This is a genomic window from Polynucleobacter sp. VK25 (genome assembly GCF_018687355.1).
GTDB lineage: Bacteria > Pseudomonadota > Gammaproteobacteria > Burkholderiales > Burkholderiaceae > Polynucleobacter.
Genome location: NZ_CP061288.1, coordinates 1,253,605 through 1,270,198 on the forward strand (window position 1 = coordinate 1,253,605; position 16,594 = coordinate 1,270,198).

Consider the following 16,594-nt stretch of genomic DNA (forward strand, 5'->3'; position numbering starts at 1 on the left):
CCATTCCTAGAATACTTTATAGCGAGGAAAGATGACACTTTTGTTACATCAAGGGTTGATTGCCTTTTAATTGATTGGAAATGGCCTCTTGGCTGTGCAAAGCAAGCCACTTGCGGTCTTTAGAAGTTTCGGGACTAGCCCCTGAAGGCGGGATAAAGCTCAACTCAACAACAATTTGGCGGTGATTCAAAATCTTTGCCATTGACTCAAGTAGTCCCATATCTCCTACAAAAGCTGGGACCACGCTTCTGGCTCCAGAGACGGAAGAGCGGTAGGTTATTGCCAGGGAATAGACCGGAACCCGCGCAATAACAGCAGATTCAAATAAATTGGGCTTAAACGGCAAAACGCTCTCGCCTATTGTGGAGGTTCCCTCCGGAAAGATACAGACTGACTGAGTTTTGAGCACGTCGCTAACCTCACTGGCAACCTGTCTTCCATGACGAGCGCTATCGCGCTTAATAAATACCGTACCTAATTGTTTGGCCATCCATCCAAATACAGGCCAACTCTCCACATCTGACTTGGCTACAAAGCGAATAGGCTTGTATGCATTAATCGCATGGATATCCATCCAGGAGATATGGTTTGATGCCAAAAGGAATGGTGTTGCAGGAAGCATCCCTTGGTGAATTACTCTGAGATCGATTCCAAAAATATTGAGCAATCTCATAGACCAAGCTTGGATCAATTGATTTTTAAGCCTCTGATCAGCAAACGGAAAACGAAAAGATAAGGTTACCAAGCCAGCAATGACGTGGGCCCACACCCTTACCCAAGAGCAAGCTATAGATCCAGCAGGTTGTCGTTTTAATGGTTGACTCTGATTCATATAGCTGAAATATAAATCAAGTTATGAAATTAATTCCGCCGTCATAAAACTGCCTTAGAACTGTCACTCTAGTTTCACACTCAGCAGGCTTAATACTGTTTCATGATGCATTACAAAGCCATCTGGATTTCAGACGTACACCTGGGAACATCAGGGTGTCAGGCAGACTACCTTCTTGATTTCCTAAAGCATAACGAAGCGGATAAATTCTACCTAGTTGGCGACATTATTGATGGCTGGAGACTGAAAAAGTCTTTCTACTGGCCGCAAACACACAATGACGTTGTTCAAAAACTGTTACGTAAGGCCCGTAAAGGCAGTGAAGTGATCTATGTTCCTGGCAATCATGACGAAAGCGCTAGACAGTTCTTTGGACTCTCTTTTGGTGATGTAAAAGTAGTTGAAGAAGTCATTCATACAACGGCAGATGGCAGAAAGCTATGGGTAACGCATGGCGATCAGTTTGATGGTGTGATGCAATACGCCAAGTGGCTTGCCTACGTTGGTGACAACCTATATTCGTTCATCCTCTATGTCAATCGCTACTTCAATATGGTCCGCGCCAGGATGGGGCTGCAATATTGGTCCCTGTCTCAATATCTGAAGCACCAAGTAAAGAACGCAGTCAGCTATATCGCCGACTTTGAACACATCATGGCCAGAGAGGCTCGCTTAAGAGGCTGCGATGGCGTTGTGTGCGGCCACATACACAAAGCAGAAATTCGTGAGATCGATGGACTGCTGTATTGCAACGATGGTGATTGGGTCGAAAGCCTCTCCGCCTTAGTTGAAACACAGACTGGCGAACTCAAAATTATTTACTGGACGCATATCAAGGGTGAGCCAGTAGAAGCCCCTCAAATTACCCTTCAACCTGCTATCGAATCACTTATCAAAGAGGCTGTGCTATGAAAATTATGATCATCACCGATGCATGGGATCCACAGGTTAACGGCGTTGTCCGAACACTTAAACAAACTCGTGCTGAATTAACTGCCATGGGTCATGAAGTAGAGATGATTACGCCAACGGGCTTTAAATCGATTCCTTGCCCAACGTATCCCGATATCGCCCTCTCACTCTTTCCAGGCAAAGAAGTGGCTCGTCGCATTAAAGAATTTGCTCCAGATGCAATGCATATTGCTACAGAGGGACCATTAGGTTTATCTGCCCGCGCCTATGCGGTAAAGAATCGCTTACCGTTCTCTACCGCGTATCACACACGCTTCCCCGAATATGTCAAAGCGCGCACCGGCATCCCATTGGCAATTACTTATGCGTTTATTCGCTGGTTCCACGGCCCGTCAATGGCTGTGATGGCACCAACTATTGTCGTTAAAGATGATTTAGAGAAATATGGCCTCAAGAATGTGGTGTTGTGGTCCAGGGGTGTAGATCTCGATATTTTTAAGATGCAAGATTCAAAAGCCTTAAACACTGCTCACCCGATTTTCTTGTATGTGGGCCGAGTTGCTGTTGAGAAAAACATCAATGCATTCTTAGAAATTGATTTGCCAGGTTCAAAGTGGGTGGTAGGAGACGGTCCAGCAATGGCTGGCATAAAAGAAAAATACCCAGAAGTGAATTATCTGGGAATACTACAGCAGCATGAGTTAGCAAAAGTGTATGCAGCAGCAGATGTATTTGTATTTCCTAGCAAGACCGATACGTTTGGATTAGTTCTACTTGAGGCAATGGCTTGCGGTACGCCAGTTGCAGCCTATCCAGTAACTGGTCCGATTGATGTCTTAGGGAACTCTAATTCGGGCGCCATGAATGAAGACTTGCGCGAAGCGTGCTTGCAGGCACTCAAGATTCCTCGTGAGGTTGCACGCGCACATGCAGAGAAGTTCTCCTGGAGAGCAGCTTCAGAGCAGTTTGCCAATCACCTCAAGCCAGTGCCGACTACAGAAGTTCACGTTACTGCGCTTGCTTAAAGAAAGTTCATGTTGAACACTCCATATCATATCGACCAAAACCCCCACAAGGGTAATCGCGGTCTTGCCAGAGCATGGCATGCAGCGAAGAACTCTTGGTGCGGGTTGGTTTATGCATTTATGGAAGAAAGTGCTTTTAGGCAAGAGCTCACTTTATTTGCATTGTTAACACCGGTCGCCTTTTTTCTACCGATATCACTGCTAGAGAAAGCATTACTGGTTTCTTCATTAGTAATGGTTCTCGTCATTGAGCTACTGAACTCTAGTGTAGAAGCAGCAATCGATCGCATCTCGTTCGAACATCATGATCTTTCAAAGCGAGCAAAAGATTTTGGTAGTGCTGCCGTCATGCTTGCTCTATTTGTGGCGGCCCTGCTCTGGGCTGCAGTTTGTATCCCTGTAATCCTCAAGCTCTAAACCATTTTTTGAATTTCATCCTCCAAGGCTAACTATGTCTGATATCCCTAATCCAATCGGCTCATTTGAGATTTTCGCTCCTAAAAAGGTCAAGGCCTTAAAAAGAAAGAAGCCAAATACCTTTCAAAAACTCTCAAAAAAGTTAGCTAAGAAACTTTTTGGCAAGAAGTTTGTCACCAAGACAAGGGCTGAGCTCAGAGAAACGGATATCACCCCCGCTATTCAGATAGATAAACCCAAAAAACCTGCATTTAAAATTATTTGGGCAAGCACCCCAGGCGAGATTAAAGAAGCACAAAGACTACGTTACAAAGTGTTTGCGGAAGAAATGGGTGCGAATCTCCCAAGCAATGCAGAACGCTTAGATATTGATGAATTCGATGCTTATTGCGATCACTTATTAATCCGCGATCAAGACAGCTTAAAGGTTGTTGGAACCTACCGCGTACTGCCACCACATAAAGCCCAAGAGATTGGCCGCCTCTACTCCGATTCTGAGTTTGATCTTTCCCGCATTGACCACCTGCGCCCTAAATTGGTTGAGTTAGGTAGATCCTGCGTACACCAAGACTATCGCTCAGGCGCTGTAATCATGGCTCTCTGGAGTGGTTTGGCACAATATATGCAGAAGAACGGATATGAAATCATGCTGGGCTGCGCTAGCATCCCCATGGCTGATGGTGGCCACTTTGCGGCGAGTCTTTATAACTCCCTAGGCAATGATCAAATGGCGCCTACAGAATTCCATGCCTTCCCGCGTCTTCCATTGCCTCTTGATAAATTAAATGGCGGCTTAGATGTTCAGCCCCCACCATTGATCAAAGGCTACCTAAAGCTAGGAGCAAAAATTTGTAGCGCTCCAGCCTGGGATCCAGACTTTAATACAGCCGACTTATTAACAATGCTGCGCCTATCAGAAATCAACCCACGTTATGCAAAGCATTTTCTTGGCTTGTAACTTGGGGATTAACCAATAAAAAAGCCACTTCATAAGGAAGTGGCTTTTTTACTTCTTGTTATTTCTAATTGTTTCTTACTATCTCTTCATTCCTCTTATTTGAGGCTGACTTGATAAGAGCGACCCACCCTTTCCCATTCAGCCGCCTCCTTAAGAAGGCTAAATTCTGTGAGGGGATGTTCGGTGGCCCACTCTTTAGAGAGGCTGACGAAATAAGATCCATCCTTCTCAGAAACTTTGACCTTGGGAAGATTTGTATCGCTTCGACCGCGGCAGAGGACCTGGGCCAACCTTAGACAAAAAAGCATGCGCCAGTCTTCAAAACTAGGGTTATTAGCCAGTTTTCCCAACTTACCGGTGTGTCCGATCAATAAAGCAGCGAGTCTAGCCTGGTCATTTTTAGAGAAGCCTGGCATATCGGCATTGCCCGCTATATAAGCCGAGTGCTTGTGATATCCATTATGAGAAATAGATAAGCCGATTTCATGGAGATTGGCGGCCCACTGCAATAGTGCTACGTTATCTGCTCTACTTTCGGATTCTGGCTTAGGAAGATGCTGCAGAAAATCTGCCGCTAATTTACCAACCCTATCAGCTTGCTCACGATCAACGGCATAACGTTGCATAAATTGCTCAACAGTGACATAACGCATATCGTGATGTTGTGAGCGACCAAGTAGGTCATACAAAACGCCGCTACGTAATGCGGCATCAGTAACTTCCATTTCGTTAATGCCTAATTCATCAAATGCTGCCAGCATAATTGCTAAACCGCCTGGCCAAACCATTCTTCTGTCATCTTTTAAACCAATGAGCTCCACTTGATTTACATGCTCGTACTTCAGCAAGTGTTTTTTGAGATTCTTTAAGCCTTCACGAGTAATCAGACCACTAGCACCATTAACACGGCCCATGGTTAAACCATCGCCCTGACCATTGAAGTTGTTGTTAGCAATCAGTTCCGCTAAAGCTCTGGCAGTTCCAGAGGAGCCTATGACTTGATTCCAGCCACTTTTAAGATACGCACCTGAAATGACCTGGATTTCACGGCGAGCAGCCAATTCTGCCTCTTTAAATGCGTGCGCATCGATATTTCCTTTTGGGAAAAAACGCATGCTGTGTGAGACGCAACCAATATAGAGACTTTCCATCAGCTTTGGCTCATAACCTTTACCAATAATGAATTCAGTAGAACCACCACCGATATCAATGACTAGTCTATTACCCTGAACGGCTGGAACTTCATGCGCCGCTCCAATGTAAATAAGGCGAGCCTCTTCTACCCCAGCAATGACTTCAATTGGAAATCCTAGAGCCTCCTCCGCATCCGTTACAAATTGCTGCGCATTCTTAGCAACGCGCAAAGTATTGGTGGCGACGGCTCGAACATGAGAAGGATCGAATCCACGAATACGTTCGCCAAAACGCCGAATAGTAGTTAAACCTCTTTGATAGGCATCATTACCAAGTAATTTATTCTCAGTAAGGCCAGCGGCCAGACGTACTGTCTCACGTAAAGTATCTATGGGACGTAGCTGGGTACCAGAAGGCGTATTTACCGCCTGAGCTACCAGCATACGAAAACTATTTGACCCTAAATCAACCGCAGCCACGAGGTCTGCGGAAGTTACTGAAGGATCTACGGTATTGCTGGCCAAAATTTTCCCCAAGAATGGAATGCTGCATCAATTATGTCTATTTTATGTACAAAAGGTGACACATTGATGAAATCAACAGCAAGCCTTTATGACTGGGGCAGCCAACGCTAATTAGGCAGCTAAGTTTTGCTCTGAGCTTGAACAATCACGATTACCAAAGCTACACAAAATGCAGCAATCACCAGACTTTGGCTTCAAGATAGCACTGCAAGAACGACAGCGATACAGATGCTGGGCACCCTCTTCAGAGCTGATGATTTCAGAGGCTTGGCAATGGGGGCAAGTAACAATCGATTGCAGATGGTTGATGGTCTTATTCACACTGCAATACTGAACCAGGATTGTGACAAGATTATGTCAAGCAAATCAACAGCCTTATGCCTATGGAGCCTAAAATATCAGAAATGTCATATTACTTTGCTAGGATTGGGATTCACTTAATCCCTTCAGTTGAATGAATATGAGCAAATATCTATATGAAGACGCAGTAAAACAACTGCAAGAATCTGGCGGCATTAGCCTGGTGGATTTGAAAAACCTTCCCCATGAAGATCTTGTCGAGTTATTAGAGGAAATTAAGGTTTGGTGCCTCTATGCCAATGGCAAAACAGATAAGCTGCCTAAAGAATCCAAAAAGAAGAAGAAAAAGAAGAAGGATTCAGAGAAGAAAGATTGAGTTTTAAGCAGTCACTCGGTCTTTAGGGAAGCGCAGCATAAATTTACTACCTCTTCCGGGAGTGCTCTCTATAACCAGTTGAGCTTGATGTCGATTGGCAATATGCTTAACAATAGCCAAGCCTAAACCAGTACCGCCAGTATCCCTTGAGCGGCTCCTATCTACACGATAAAAGCGCTCTGTTAACCGGGATAAATGCTCAGATGCAATTCCTGGGCCAGTGTCTGTAACCGCGAACTCGCCCTGCCCCTGATCATTTATCTTCCACTCAACGCCGATCGATCCAACATCCGGCGTATAGCGAATTGCATTGGAGACTAGATTACTAAATGCAGAGAGTATTTCTCTTTCATCACCCAATAAGTTCTGCTGTGAATTTACGTCGAAGTTAAACGAATGTTTGCCTTGAGAAAGTGCTTCAGCGTCATTCTTCAGCAGCGCCATCAAGGTCTCAACCTTAACTACTGTGTTTATGGCCGGCAATGCATTGGATTCTAGATTGGCAAGAGTCAATAAGTCCTCAACCAGGCTTTTCATTCTCTGGGCCTGAGACATCATCATGTCAAAGTATTGATCCTGCTGGTCTTTCTTGAGATCTAAGGACTGAACAGTCTCCAGAAAGCCCATCAAAACAGTGATTGGTGTGCGCATTTCATGGGAAACGTTAGCCACGAAATCGCGGCGCATCGCATCCGCTTTTTGCAAATCCGTGACGTCCTGCACCAAAAGAAGATGGCGCCTTTGGCCGAAGGGAAAAGCTTGCAACATCAAGCTTAAGCTGCCATCAGGCCCCATACGCTCCATTAACAGAGGTTCTTCAAAATTACGCTTATTGAGATACTGTATGAATTCAGGGCGACGAATTAAAAAATTAATGCGCTGCATGACATCGCGCTTAAAGATTAATCCAAAGAATCGCTCGGCAATACTATTGCACCACTCAATTTGGTCGCTTTCATCGAGCATAACGATGCCGTTTGGAGAGGCTTGGAATGCCTCAATAAAGTGCTCGTGCTGCTGCTCAATACTTCGGATATGTTGCTTTAGATTTCTAACTAAGCGCTGAAGTCTAAAAAACACTTCTTCCCAAAACCCGCTTGGTAAGGGCATATTTTCGACAGAATCAGCAAGGGTATATTTTCTAAGGCGCGCTAAGTTAATGTAAGCGTACACAAGTGGAATGGAAAGAACGGAAATTCCGACTGCTATAGCCCACTCCGCACCCCATAAGGACAATGTTGTAAACGCCAATACAAATGCGACGCAAATAATGACGAAGAAACGGGTGAGAACGGATAGCATGATGCAATATTAGAGCATCTCCAAAAATCCCCGGAGATTCCCAATAAAATCGTTAAATACAGGCTTAAGTTTCGGTTGGGGTCTTGGTGATGCGGTAGCCGCTGCCACGTACGGTCTCAACGTAGCGGTCGCAATCAAAAGGGGCTAGTGCTGCCCTTAAGCGCTTAATGTGAACGTCGACTGTTCTTTCTTCAATATAGACTTCACTACCCCATACCTTATCCAATAAACTGCCACGAGAATGAACCCGCTCAGGATTAGCCATAAAGTACTGAAGCAAACGGAATTCGGTTGGCCCCAGGGCGATAGATTTAGGCTCAATATTAGGCCAAACTGCCAATACACGGTGAGAGCTCGGATCGAGTTTTAACGGACCAACGGTTAGTGGGCCAGTGTCTTCAATAGGCATCTGCCTACGTAGTATTGCCCTTACCCTAGCCACTAACTCTTTAGGTGAAAAAGGTTTGGTAACGTAATCATCCGCTCCTGAATCAAGGCCCAGAACCTTATCGGACTCTTCACTCTTGGCGGTCAGCATCAAAATCGGCAATGCCTTAGTACGTTCATTAGAGCGCAACTCTTTTGCAAACTGAACCCCTGATTTACCAGGCAACATCCAATCCAGAATAACCAGATTAGGAAGCTGATCTTTCATCATTGCCAAAGCAAGATCCGTCTGCATCGCCTTTTCTACCTCGTACCCCGCATGGGACAGGTTAATCGCAATCAATTCTGCAATTGATGGCTCATCCTCAACTATGAGTATGCGGTGAGTCATTATCAGAGGCCCTATTTATTGTCTATTTGCTTCGCGGACTAAATCTTCATGCGGGATATGGCGAACATCAGATCCCTTAGCAATGTAGATCACGAACTCTGCAATATTTTTAGCATGATCACCGATACGCTCAATAGCCTTGGCAATCGTCAGCATATCCAGGCCTGTACTGATCATATGCGGATCTTCAGACATATAGGTAATGAGCTTGCGCACAAAGCCTCTGAATTCTTCGTCAATCTGACGGTCTTCTTGAACCACATCAGCTGCCGCAATAGTATCTAAGCGCGCAAAAGCATCAAGACTGCGACGCAACAAAGAAATCGCCATCTGACCTGATAAGCGAATCTCTGCAACGTTAATGTTGTGCGGTAAACCAGATTCAATTAAGCGCTTGGTACGCTTAGCTACACGTTCAGCCTCATCGCCAGCGCGCTCAAGATTTGTAATCGCTTTTGATACTGCCATGACGAGACGCAAATCTCGCGCAGTAGGCTGTCTGCGTGCGATCAATTCGGTGCAAGCTAAATCAATCTGAATTTCAAGATCGTTAACTAACTTTTCATTTTCGATTACAACATTGCAAGTTTCGGCGTCCATTTGTGTAAATGCGCGCATCGCTGTGGCAATCTGTGACTCTACAAGACCGCCCATCTCAAGCAAGCGGCTTGAAAGAGAGTTAAGGTCTGCATCAAACTGTGATGATAGGTGTTTATCTGGCATGTGTGTCTCCAATTAACCGAAGCGGCCGGTAATGTAGTCTTCTGTTTCTTTACGCTTAGGCTTAATAAATATCTCGTCAGTTTTGCCATACTCAATCAGGCTACCTAAATACATATAGGCCGTATAGTCAGATACACGAGCTGCTTGCTGCATATTATGAGTCACGATCGCAATCGTGTAATCCTTTTTAAGCTCATGAATCAATTCCTCCACTTTACCGGTGGAAATGGGGTCCAAGGCAGATGTTGGCTCATCCAACAAAATGACTGAAGGCTTTACAGCTACACCACGGGCAATACACAAACGCTGTTGCTGGCCACCAGAAAGAGATAAACCGCTCTGATTTAACTTATCTTTTACTTCATTCCACAGCGCCGCCTTATTTAATGCCCACTCTACACGCTCATCCATTTCGGAACGTGAGAGCTTTTCATAAAGACGTACACCAAAGGCGATATTTTCGTAGATCGACATTGGGAATGGGGTTGGCTTCTGAAAAACCATACCAATGCGTGAGCGCAGGAGATTTAAGTCTTGGCCTGGCTCAAGAATATTCTGCCCGTAGAAATTGATCTCACCTTCTGCACGCTGACCAGGATAGAGGTCATACATCCGGTTTAAGGTTCTCAGAAGGGTTGATTTTCCGCAACCAGAAGGCCCGATGAATGCAGTGACCTTACCTTGCTCAATATCTAAATTGATCTTTTTTAAGCCTTGGAATGCGCCGTAATAAAAATTCAGATTACGCACTTCAATAGCATTGATTGCCGCATTTTGCGGTTCTTGGTTTATTGCGTCCACTCTACCCCCTTGACTATCAACCTGATTCAAGTCAAACATTGTTTTCATATTACTCATCATCCCTGCACCTTCTCTCGGAATACCACACGAGCAAGGATATTTAGCCCTAGCACTGCAAATGTAATCAGCAACGCGCCACCCCAAGCAAGATCAACCCAGTTGTCGTAGGGACTCATTGCAAATTGGAATATCACCACTGGCAAGTTCGCCATTGGCGCATTCATATTGGTTGAAAAGAATTGGTTATTTAAGGCGGTAAACAACAAAGGCGCTGTTTCACCGCTAACACGTGCCAGGGCAAGCAAGATACCCGTCATCACACCACTTTGTGCAGCACGAAGCGTGATCATGAATGCCACTTTCCACTTTGGTGTGCCAAGCGCATAAGCAGCTTCACGCAAACTACCTGGAACCAAACGAAGCATATTCTCAGTGGTACGCACAACAACCGGTATTGCAATTAAAGCCAAAGCAATGGTGCCAGCCCAACCAGAGAAGTGACGAACCTGCGCAACCACGAAGGCATAGACAAACAAACCAATAACGATTGATGGAGCAGACAACATAATGTCTGTTACAAATCGAGTAATTGCAGCAACCTTGCTACGATCGCCATACTCCGACAGATACAAGCCTGCAAGGACGCCAACTGGCGTACTAATCAATGTACAGCAGCCAATCAGCATTAAGCTGCCAACAATCGCATTTGCTAAACCGCCGCCATCAGATCCCGGAGCTGGCGTGCTGTGTGTAAAGAGGTCCAAGTTAATTGAGGAGAATCCTTTAATTACCAAGACACTCAGAATCCAGAACAAGAAAATCATTCCCAGGCCCATGGCGAACATGGACAGGGTAAGGCCGATCTTGTTGGCACGCTTGCGACGAGCAAAAACTTCTGGATTGATATTGGTTGCCTTGTTCATGATTTCAGGCCCTGCTTCTTCTCCATATTATTTAGCATCCACTTAGCGCATGCCAAAACAATGAAGGTAATAATAAATAGTGCGAGTCCGAGTGCAAATAATGAGGAAAGGTGATTACCTGCTTCAGCCTCACCAAATTCGTTTGCCAATGTAGATGCAATCGACGTGCCCGGTGCAAATAAAGATGGGGACAAGCGCTGCGCATTGCCAATTACGAAGGTCACTGCCATGGTTTCACCAAGCGCCCTACCCAAGCCCAGCATCACGCCACCAATCACACCAGCCTTGGTATATGGAAGCACTACGTTCTTAACCACTTCCCAGGTTGTGCAGCCAATACCGTAGGCAGACTCTTTAAGAACCGGTGGAACGATCTCAAATACGTCGCGCATCACTGAAGCAATAAACGGCAGAATCATCATTGCCAGAATTAATCCAGCACAGAGAACGCCAATGCCATTGAAAGCGCCAGAAAATAAAATACCTAATCCTGGAATTTTGCCTAGAGTTGCCGCAAGTGCTGGCTCTATGTATTCAGCAAACAAAGGAGCAAAGATGAATAAACCAAACATGCCATAAATGATTGATGGAACTGCTGCCAATAACTCTACCGCTGTACCTAATGGACGACGCAAAGGACCTGGACAGAGTTCTGTCAGGAATACCGCAATGCCAAAGCTTAGAGGTACCGCAATTAGCAAAGCAATAATGGATGTAGCCAAGGTGCCATAGATGGCAATCAAGCCACCGAACTCACCATTCACAATGTCCCACTCTTGAGTAAAGAAAAATCCTAAACCAAAAGTATTTAGTGCGGGCCATGCATTGATCACCAGGGAAATGATGATGCCTAATAAGGCAATCAATACCGAACAGGCAAAGAACTGGGTAATGCCGTGAAATAAAAAGTCTTGAACTCGCTGAATCTTAGCGATTCGCAGCGCCTGAGGCGTTGGGGCTGAATGAGATTGAGCGTTATCGATCATCGTTTGCATATATTTATACAGCCAAACAGCCCCACCTTAGTGGAGCTGTTTGTTATCTCAGTAAACAAGTAAATTTGCAAAATTTACTTAGTCGCAATCTTATTGAAAACATTCTTGCGAATGAAATCAGTTGTTTTGTCAGGCATTGGAACGTAATCCAAGTCTTCCGCCATCTTCTTGCCGTCTTTGAATGCAAAGTCAAAGAACTTAAGTACTTCAGCAACGTTAGCTTTGTTCTCTGGATTCTTGTAAATCAAGATAAATGATGCGCCAGTAATTGGCCATGATTTGGCACCAGGAGCATTGGTAATAAATGTTCCCATGCCTGGAATTGCTGCCCAATCTGTACTTGCAGCAGCTGCAGCAAATGTAAGGTCGTCAGGAGCAACAAATTGACCATCTTTATTCTTCATGGAAATGAAGGTCATTTTGTTTTTCTTGGCATATGCATATTCAACGTAACCAACAGAGTTCTTCACGCGAGTTACGTTTGCCGCTACACCCTCGTTACCCTTGCCACCTACTGTTGAGGCTGCAGGCCACTTAACAGAAGCGCCAGAACCTACGCCGTCTTTAAACAAAGTACTTGTTTTAGCTAGGTAGTCAGTAAAGATCGCTGTAGTACCAGAACCATCAGCACGCACAACCACAGTAATTGGGCCGCTAGGAATCTTTACGCCTGGGTTCATGATGGCGATACGCTTATCACCCCAATCAGAAATCACACCTTGGAAAATGTCTGCCAATGTTGGGCCGTCCAACTTGATTTCACCTGGCTTAACACCATCAACGTTAATCACTGGAACAACACCACCAATAATCGCTGGGAACTGAACCAAGCCATCTTTTTCTAAGTCATCAAATTTCACTGGATTGTCTGTTGCACCAAAATCCACTGTTTTTGCTTTGATCTGCTTAATGCCACCGGATGAACCGATAGACTGGTAATTTAAGTTTGAACCAGTTTTAGCTTTAAATGCTTCTGCCCATTTGGCATAAATTGGGTACGGGAATGTTGCGCCTGCGCCAGTCATATCTACGGCAAATGCCGCTGGAGCTAGTGAAATAGCACCAATAACGAGGGCTTTTTTCAAGAAAGATTTCATTTATTCAGTCCTTAAATTGAATATGCGCAACAGCGCGATATAAGAACAATAAGGCGGCAATATGACAGCTATGTGACACCCCTAAAACCCCTTTACAGATGCTCCAAGTGGCATTTTCCCGGAATTAGGTCCTATCGGGCAAAGGCCAGTATTACAGGCAAATGACCAAAGAAAAACCACCCGAAGGTGGTTTTTACTAATGACTACCCCAATAACTAGTAGGGCTTTTATTTCAATCTATTTTGCTGGGCATGCATTTGCCAATGGTTTGCCAGCAATTCGATCCTTAACCCATTGGAGATACATGGGTGCTGAAACGCCAGGGGTCGTAAAGTGGGTTTGCTCACCAGGCAACTGATTTCTTCCAACATTCGCACCCATAGAGCACATTTGCTTTTGATAAAGCTCATGCATTACAGGAGGAACAGCGGTATCTTTTGTGCCCCAATAAATCACCACTGGAGCCACTGGTTTTACAGGCTTCACGCTGCCATCAATAAATGCCTTAACCCATGCCAATGAATTAGTGGCAGTTGGCTTTAACAGGGATTTATAGCTATCTCCATATGCATAAGTAAATGTATCAGCCATGACATGGACGCATTTATTGCTTGCTAGTGTTTCAGCGACCTTTGCACCTTCATCAGTAAGCACATCGGTTAACTGCAAGCCAGGAAATGCAGCTTGTGTACCCCAGAGGCCCATCACATAATGAGCAAATAAGAAAACATTCGGGACGTTAGCCTGAGTAAACCCATTCATGAGCTTGGTTGCGCCAGCCTCATCAGTAGGTGGATTTGCAAGCATTACAGCCACATCATCCGGTGCCAATGCAACAAATCCAAGATATTGCAGATCATCTGCAGCAGTACCTTTTTGAGCCTGATATTCTGGCAAGCTGGCAGCCGCAATGGTAGCGCCACCACCCTGTGACCAACCATAAATAATCGTCTTTTTACCAGCGCTCACTTCTTTCATGGAGCTAGCTGCTCTTGCAGAATTAATTGCATCTCTGCCATTTGTTTGAGCCACTGCGTACTGATGCTTACCGCCACCACCTTGGCCTTGATAGTCGGTAGCAACAATGACATAACCTTCTTTAATAAATTGCTCTACATTCGGAATGCCGTAATCAGTCCAAGAATTTCCACCCATTAAAAAATATTCATTCAACGGAGCGGTGGGATCTGTAATTTGGGAAGGGCCACAATTTTGAGCGGATCCAGTTGTGCCGTGTGCCCAAGCCATAATGGGTCTACCCTCTTTAGGAGCTGGGCCAACAGGAGAAATAATCATTCCAGTGGCAATCGTCTTACGCCCAGCAACATCAGAAGAAATATAAGCAATCTTCCAGGCTTGAGCACCCTTAACTGAAGTATCGATCTTTTCTTTTTTAATGATCTGACCCAATTTACCTTCAGGGGCCATTTTCATAACTGATGCATAGAAAGGTGGCATTGGCGGATCAGCATGAGCAGCAGAAAAACCAAGCAAAGAGCCCGCAACTAGGGTTGAGAGTAGTTTTTTCATATGAGCCTTTGATAAACAAGGAATTTAGCTAGGATACCGGCGAATTGGCGGGCTGTGTAGCCCTAAAGTTCCGCCTCCGTTTGATTGTAATAGACGCTCTGAACGCGATTTGCAACAGCAGATTAACTAGAGCGCTCGAGGTTCTCTAGAATGACCTCAACAAAGTGTTCGCCATAGCGCTCTAGCTTAGCTTGCCCGACCCCGCCAATACGACTGAACTGAGCTAAGGTAGTTGGCGTAGATTTAACCATCTCCTGCAAAGTGCTGTCATGAAAAATGACATAGGGCGGCACTCCTTGCTCTCGTGCCAACTCAGTACGTTTGGCCTTGAGTGCATCCCATAGTTTTTCATCTGCGATATTACTAAAGGGATGTGTGGATTTCTTATTTGCTCCAGACTTCGTAGCTTTGCTCTTGGAATAGCCCGTTTCTTTGCGTAGCCAAACCTCTTGCTCCCCCCGTAATACGGGCAAGGCAACGGCATCCACCAGCTTTAAACCACCATGCAATGCAATGTCAGCGTCTAAGTAACCACCAGCTACCAATTGACGATAGATGCTATTCCACTGCGCCTGATTGAGTTCTGAACCAATACCAAATGTACTCACTTGCTCATGAAAAAATTGCTTCACTCTAGGGGTTACCTTACCCAACAGCACATCAATTAAATGGGTTACACCAAAACGCTGGCCTGTGCGATACACACATGACAATCCTTTTTGCACTTCATTCGTAGCATTCCAAGTAGCTACTGGCTCTAGACAGTTATCGCAGTTACCACAGCTACCAGCATGCGTCTCTCCGAAGCAACGCAAGATTGTTTGATGGCGGCACGTTGTAGATTCACAATAGCCCAATAGGGCATTGAGTTTTTGGCGCTCAACCCGCTTACGGTCTTCAGAAGCCTCACCAGAATCCACCATTTGCCTCAAGCTCACCACATCCCCAAAGCCGTAGGCCATCCAAGCATTTGCAGGCAATCCATCGCGTCCTGCCCGACCAGTTTCTTGGTAATACCCTTCCATGCTTTTAGGCAGGTCCAGGTGAGCCACAAAGCGGACGTTAGGCTTGTCGATACCCATACCAAAAGCTACGGTTGCAACCATGATGACGCCCTCTTCTCGCAAGAAACGCTTCTGATTTGTGCTGCGTGTTTCCACACTCAAACCTGCGTGATACGGCATAGCATCCCATCCGCGGTCTACTAACCATTGCGCAGTCTCTTCTACACTGCGACGTGATAGACAGTAAATAATTCCTGAGTCATCTGCATGCTCTGCATCTAAAAAATGCTCTAACTGCTGTTTAGCGCTTTGCTTTTGGAGAACTCGATACTTAATATTGGGACGATCAAAGCTAGAAACAAACTGTTCGGCGGATTCCAGTGAAAGACGTTCCACAATTTCTGCCCGAGTTGGGGCATCGGCTGTGGCTGTTAAGGCAATACGAGGCACCTTTGGGAATCGCTCGTGCAATACAGTTAACTGACGATATTCTGGGCGGAAATCATGACCCCATTGTGAAACGCAGTGTGCCTCATCGATAGCAAATAGTGCAATTCCAGGACCGCTGTTGAGCCTATCGAGTATCGACAAAAAACTAGCGCTCATTAGGCGTTCTGGTGCCACATAGATTAAGTCTAGGTCCCCAGCCAGCAATTGACTTGTGACCTTTTGAGATGTTGCCGCATCCAAGCTAGAGTTTAAAAATGAAGCCTTAACACCTAACTGGGTTAATGCATCAACTTGATCTTGCATCAGCGCAATTAAGGGTGAAACTACGACCCCTACCCCAGATCTAACTAGCGAGGGAATTTGGTAGCACAGCGACTTACCGGCACCAGTAGGCATGAGAACCAAAGCATCTCCACCCGCCACCACATGACTAACAATAGACTCTTGTGCCCCGCGGAATTGATCAAAGCCAAAAACGTCATGAAGTACTTGATGGCTCGATTGCAACAGTAA

17 protein-coding genes are annotated in these 16,594 nt (G+C 45.3%); 5 read left to right on the top strand and 12 right to left on the bottom strand.

Annotated features, from left to right (window positions below):
• Nucleotides 1-43 precede the first annotated feature (43 nt).
• Nucleotides 44-832 carry a 1-acyl-sn-glycerol-3-phosphate acyltransferase gene (locus AOC21_RS06350; RefSeq protein ID WP_215391173.1) on the bottom strand — a complete coding sequence of 263 codons (789 nt, stop codon included), beginning with the start codon at nucleotides 830-832 and terminating at the stop codon, nucleotides 44-46.
• Between the two features lie 102 nt (nucleotides 833-934).
• Here AOC21_RS06350 and AOC21_RS06355 point away from each other — a divergent pair, with 102 nt between their 5' ends.
• The 4 genes from AOC21_RS06355 to AOC21_RS06370 are packed head-to-tail and all read left to right on the top strand — an operon-like array spanning nucleotide 935 to nucleotide 4,144.
• Complete coding sequence (locus tag AOC21_RS06355) at nucleotides 935-1,744, top strand: UDP-2,3-diacylglucosamine diphosphatase (protein ID WP_371817782.1); 810 nt, start codon at nucleotides 935-937, stop codon at nucleotides 1,742-1,744.
• On the top strand, nucleotides 1,741-2,769 hold the full coding sequence (locus AOC21_RS06360; protein WP_215391174.1) for a glycosyltransferase family 1 protein: 1,029 nt from the start codon (nucleotides 1,741-1,743) through the stop codon (nucleotides 2,767-2,769). The genes AOC21_RS06355 and AOC21_RS06360 overlap by 4 nt, the downstream gene beginning before the upstream one ends.
• A gap of 9 nt (nucleotides 2,770-2,778) precedes the next feature.
• Nucleotides 2,779-3,186: a diacylglycerol kinase gene (locus tag AOC21_RS06365; protein ID WP_215391175.1), complete on the top strand. Its 408-nt coding sequence runs from the start codon at nucleotides 2,779-2,781 to the stop codon at nucleotides 3,184-3,186.
• 34 nt (nucleotides 3,187-3,220) lie between these two features.
• Nucleotides 3,221-4,144: a GNAT family N-acetyltransferase gene (locus tag AOC21_RS06370; RefSeq protein WP_215391176.1), complete on the top strand. Its 924-nt coding sequence runs from the start codon at nucleotides 3,221-3,223 to the stop codon at nucleotides 4,142-4,144.
• A 95-nt stretch (nucleotides 4,145-4,239) separates the two neighbouring features.
• Here AOC21_RS06370 and ppx read toward each other — a convergent pair whose 3' ends face one another.
• Together ppx and AOC21_RS06380 are read right to left on the bottom strand one after the other, a co-directional pair.
• Complete coding sequence (gene ppx, locus AOC21_RS06375) at nucleotides 4,240-5,802, bottom strand: exopolyphosphatase (RefSeq protein WP_215391177.1); 1,563 nt, start codon at nucleotides 5,800-5,802, stop codon at nucleotides 4,240-4,242.
• 111 nt (nucleotides 5,803-5,913) lie between these two features.
• A complete protein-coding gene (locus AOC21_RS06380; RefSeq protein ID WP_215391178.1) occupies nucleotides 5,914-6,123 on the bottom strand; it encodes a GDCCVxC domain-containing (seleno)protein in 210 nt (69 codons plus the stop codon).
• 139 nt (nucleotides 6,124-6,262) lie between these two features.
• Here AOC21_RS06380 and AOC21_RS06385 point away from each other — a divergent pair, with 139 nt between their 5' ends.
• Nucleotides 6,263-6,478: a hypothetical protein gene (locus AOC21_RS06385; RefSeq protein ID WP_215391179.1), complete on the top strand. Its 216-nt coding sequence runs from the start codon at nucleotides 6,263-6,265 to the stop codon at nucleotides 6,476-6,478.
• A gap of 3 nt (nucleotides 6,479-6,481) precedes the next feature.
• Here AOC21_RS06385 and phoR read toward each other — a convergent pair whose 3' ends face one another.
• The 9 genes from phoR to recQ all read right to left on the bottom strand — a co-directional run bounded on the left by phoR (nucleotide 6,482) and on the right by recQ (nucleotide 16,588).
• A complete protein-coding gene (gene phoR, locus AOC21_RS06390; protein ID WP_215391180.1) occupies nucleotides 6,482-7,780 on the bottom strand; it encodes a phosphate regulon sensor histidine kinase PhoR in 1,299 nt (432 codons plus the stop codon).
• 64 nt (nucleotides 7,781-7,844) lie between these two features.
• Nucleotides 7,845-8,558 carry a phosphate regulon transcriptional regulator PhoB gene (gene phoB / locus AOC21_RS06395; RefSeq protein ID WP_215391181.1) on the bottom strand — a complete coding sequence of 238 codons (714 nt, stop codon included), beginning with the start codon at nucleotides 8,556-8,558 and terminating at the stop codon, nucleotides 7,845-7,847.
• A gap of 15 nt (nucleotides 8,559-8,573) precedes the next feature.
• The gene (gene phoU, locus AOC21_RS06400; protein ID WP_215391182.1) at nucleotides 8,574-9,281 is read right to left on the bottom strand and encodes a phosphate signaling complex protein PhoU; all 708 of its coding nucleotides are present in this window, start codon (nucleotides 9,279-9,281) and stop codon (nucleotides 8,574-8,576) included.
• Nucleotides 9,282-9,293: 12 nt separating this feature from the next.
• Nucleotides 9,294-10,121: a phosphate ABC transporter ATP-binding protein PstB gene (pstB, locus tag AOC21_RS06405; protein ID WP_371817814.1), complete on the bottom strand. Its 828-nt coding sequence runs from the start codon at nucleotides 10,119-10,121 to the stop codon at nucleotides 9,294-9,296.
• Between the two features lie 17 nt (nucleotides 10,122-10,138).
• Complete coding sequence (gene pstA, locus AOC21_RS06410; RefSeq protein WP_215391183.1) at nucleotides 10,139-11,005, bottom strand: phosphate ABC transporter permease PstA; 867 nt, start codon at nucleotides 11,003-11,005, stop codon at nucleotides 10,139-10,141.
• Complete coding sequence (pstC, locus tag AOC21_RS06415; RefSeq protein WP_251371610.1) at nucleotides 11,002-11,991, bottom strand: phosphate ABC transporter permease subunit PstC; 990 nt, start codon at nucleotides 11,989-11,991, stop codon at nucleotides 11,002-11,004. The genes pstA and pstC overlap by 4 nt, the downstream gene beginning before the upstream one ends.
• Before the next feature lie 83 nt (nucleotides 11,992-12,074).
• A complete protein-coding gene (gene pstS / locus AOC21_RS06420) occupies nucleotides 12,075-13,097 on the bottom strand; it encodes a phosphate ABC transporter substrate-binding protein PstS (protein WP_215391185.1) in 1,023 nt (340 codons plus the stop codon).
• Nucleotides 13,098-13,334: 237 nt separating this feature from the next.
• Nucleotides 13,335-14,627, bottom strand: a complete 1,293-nt coding sequence (locus tag AOC21_RS06425; protein WP_215391186.1) for a lipase family protein — start codon at nucleotides 14,625-14,627, stop codon at nucleotides 13,335-13,337.
• A gap of 122 nt (nucleotides 14,628-14,749) precedes the next feature.
• Nucleotides 14,750-16,588 (bottom strand): DNA helicase RecQ, encoded by a 1,839-nt coding sequence (recQ, locus tag AOC21_RS06430; RefSeq protein ID WP_215391187.1) that lies wholly within the window; start codon nucleotides 16,586-16,588, stop codon nucleotides 14,750-14,752.
• Between the last annotated feature and the right edge of the window lie 6 nt (nucleotides 16,589-16,594).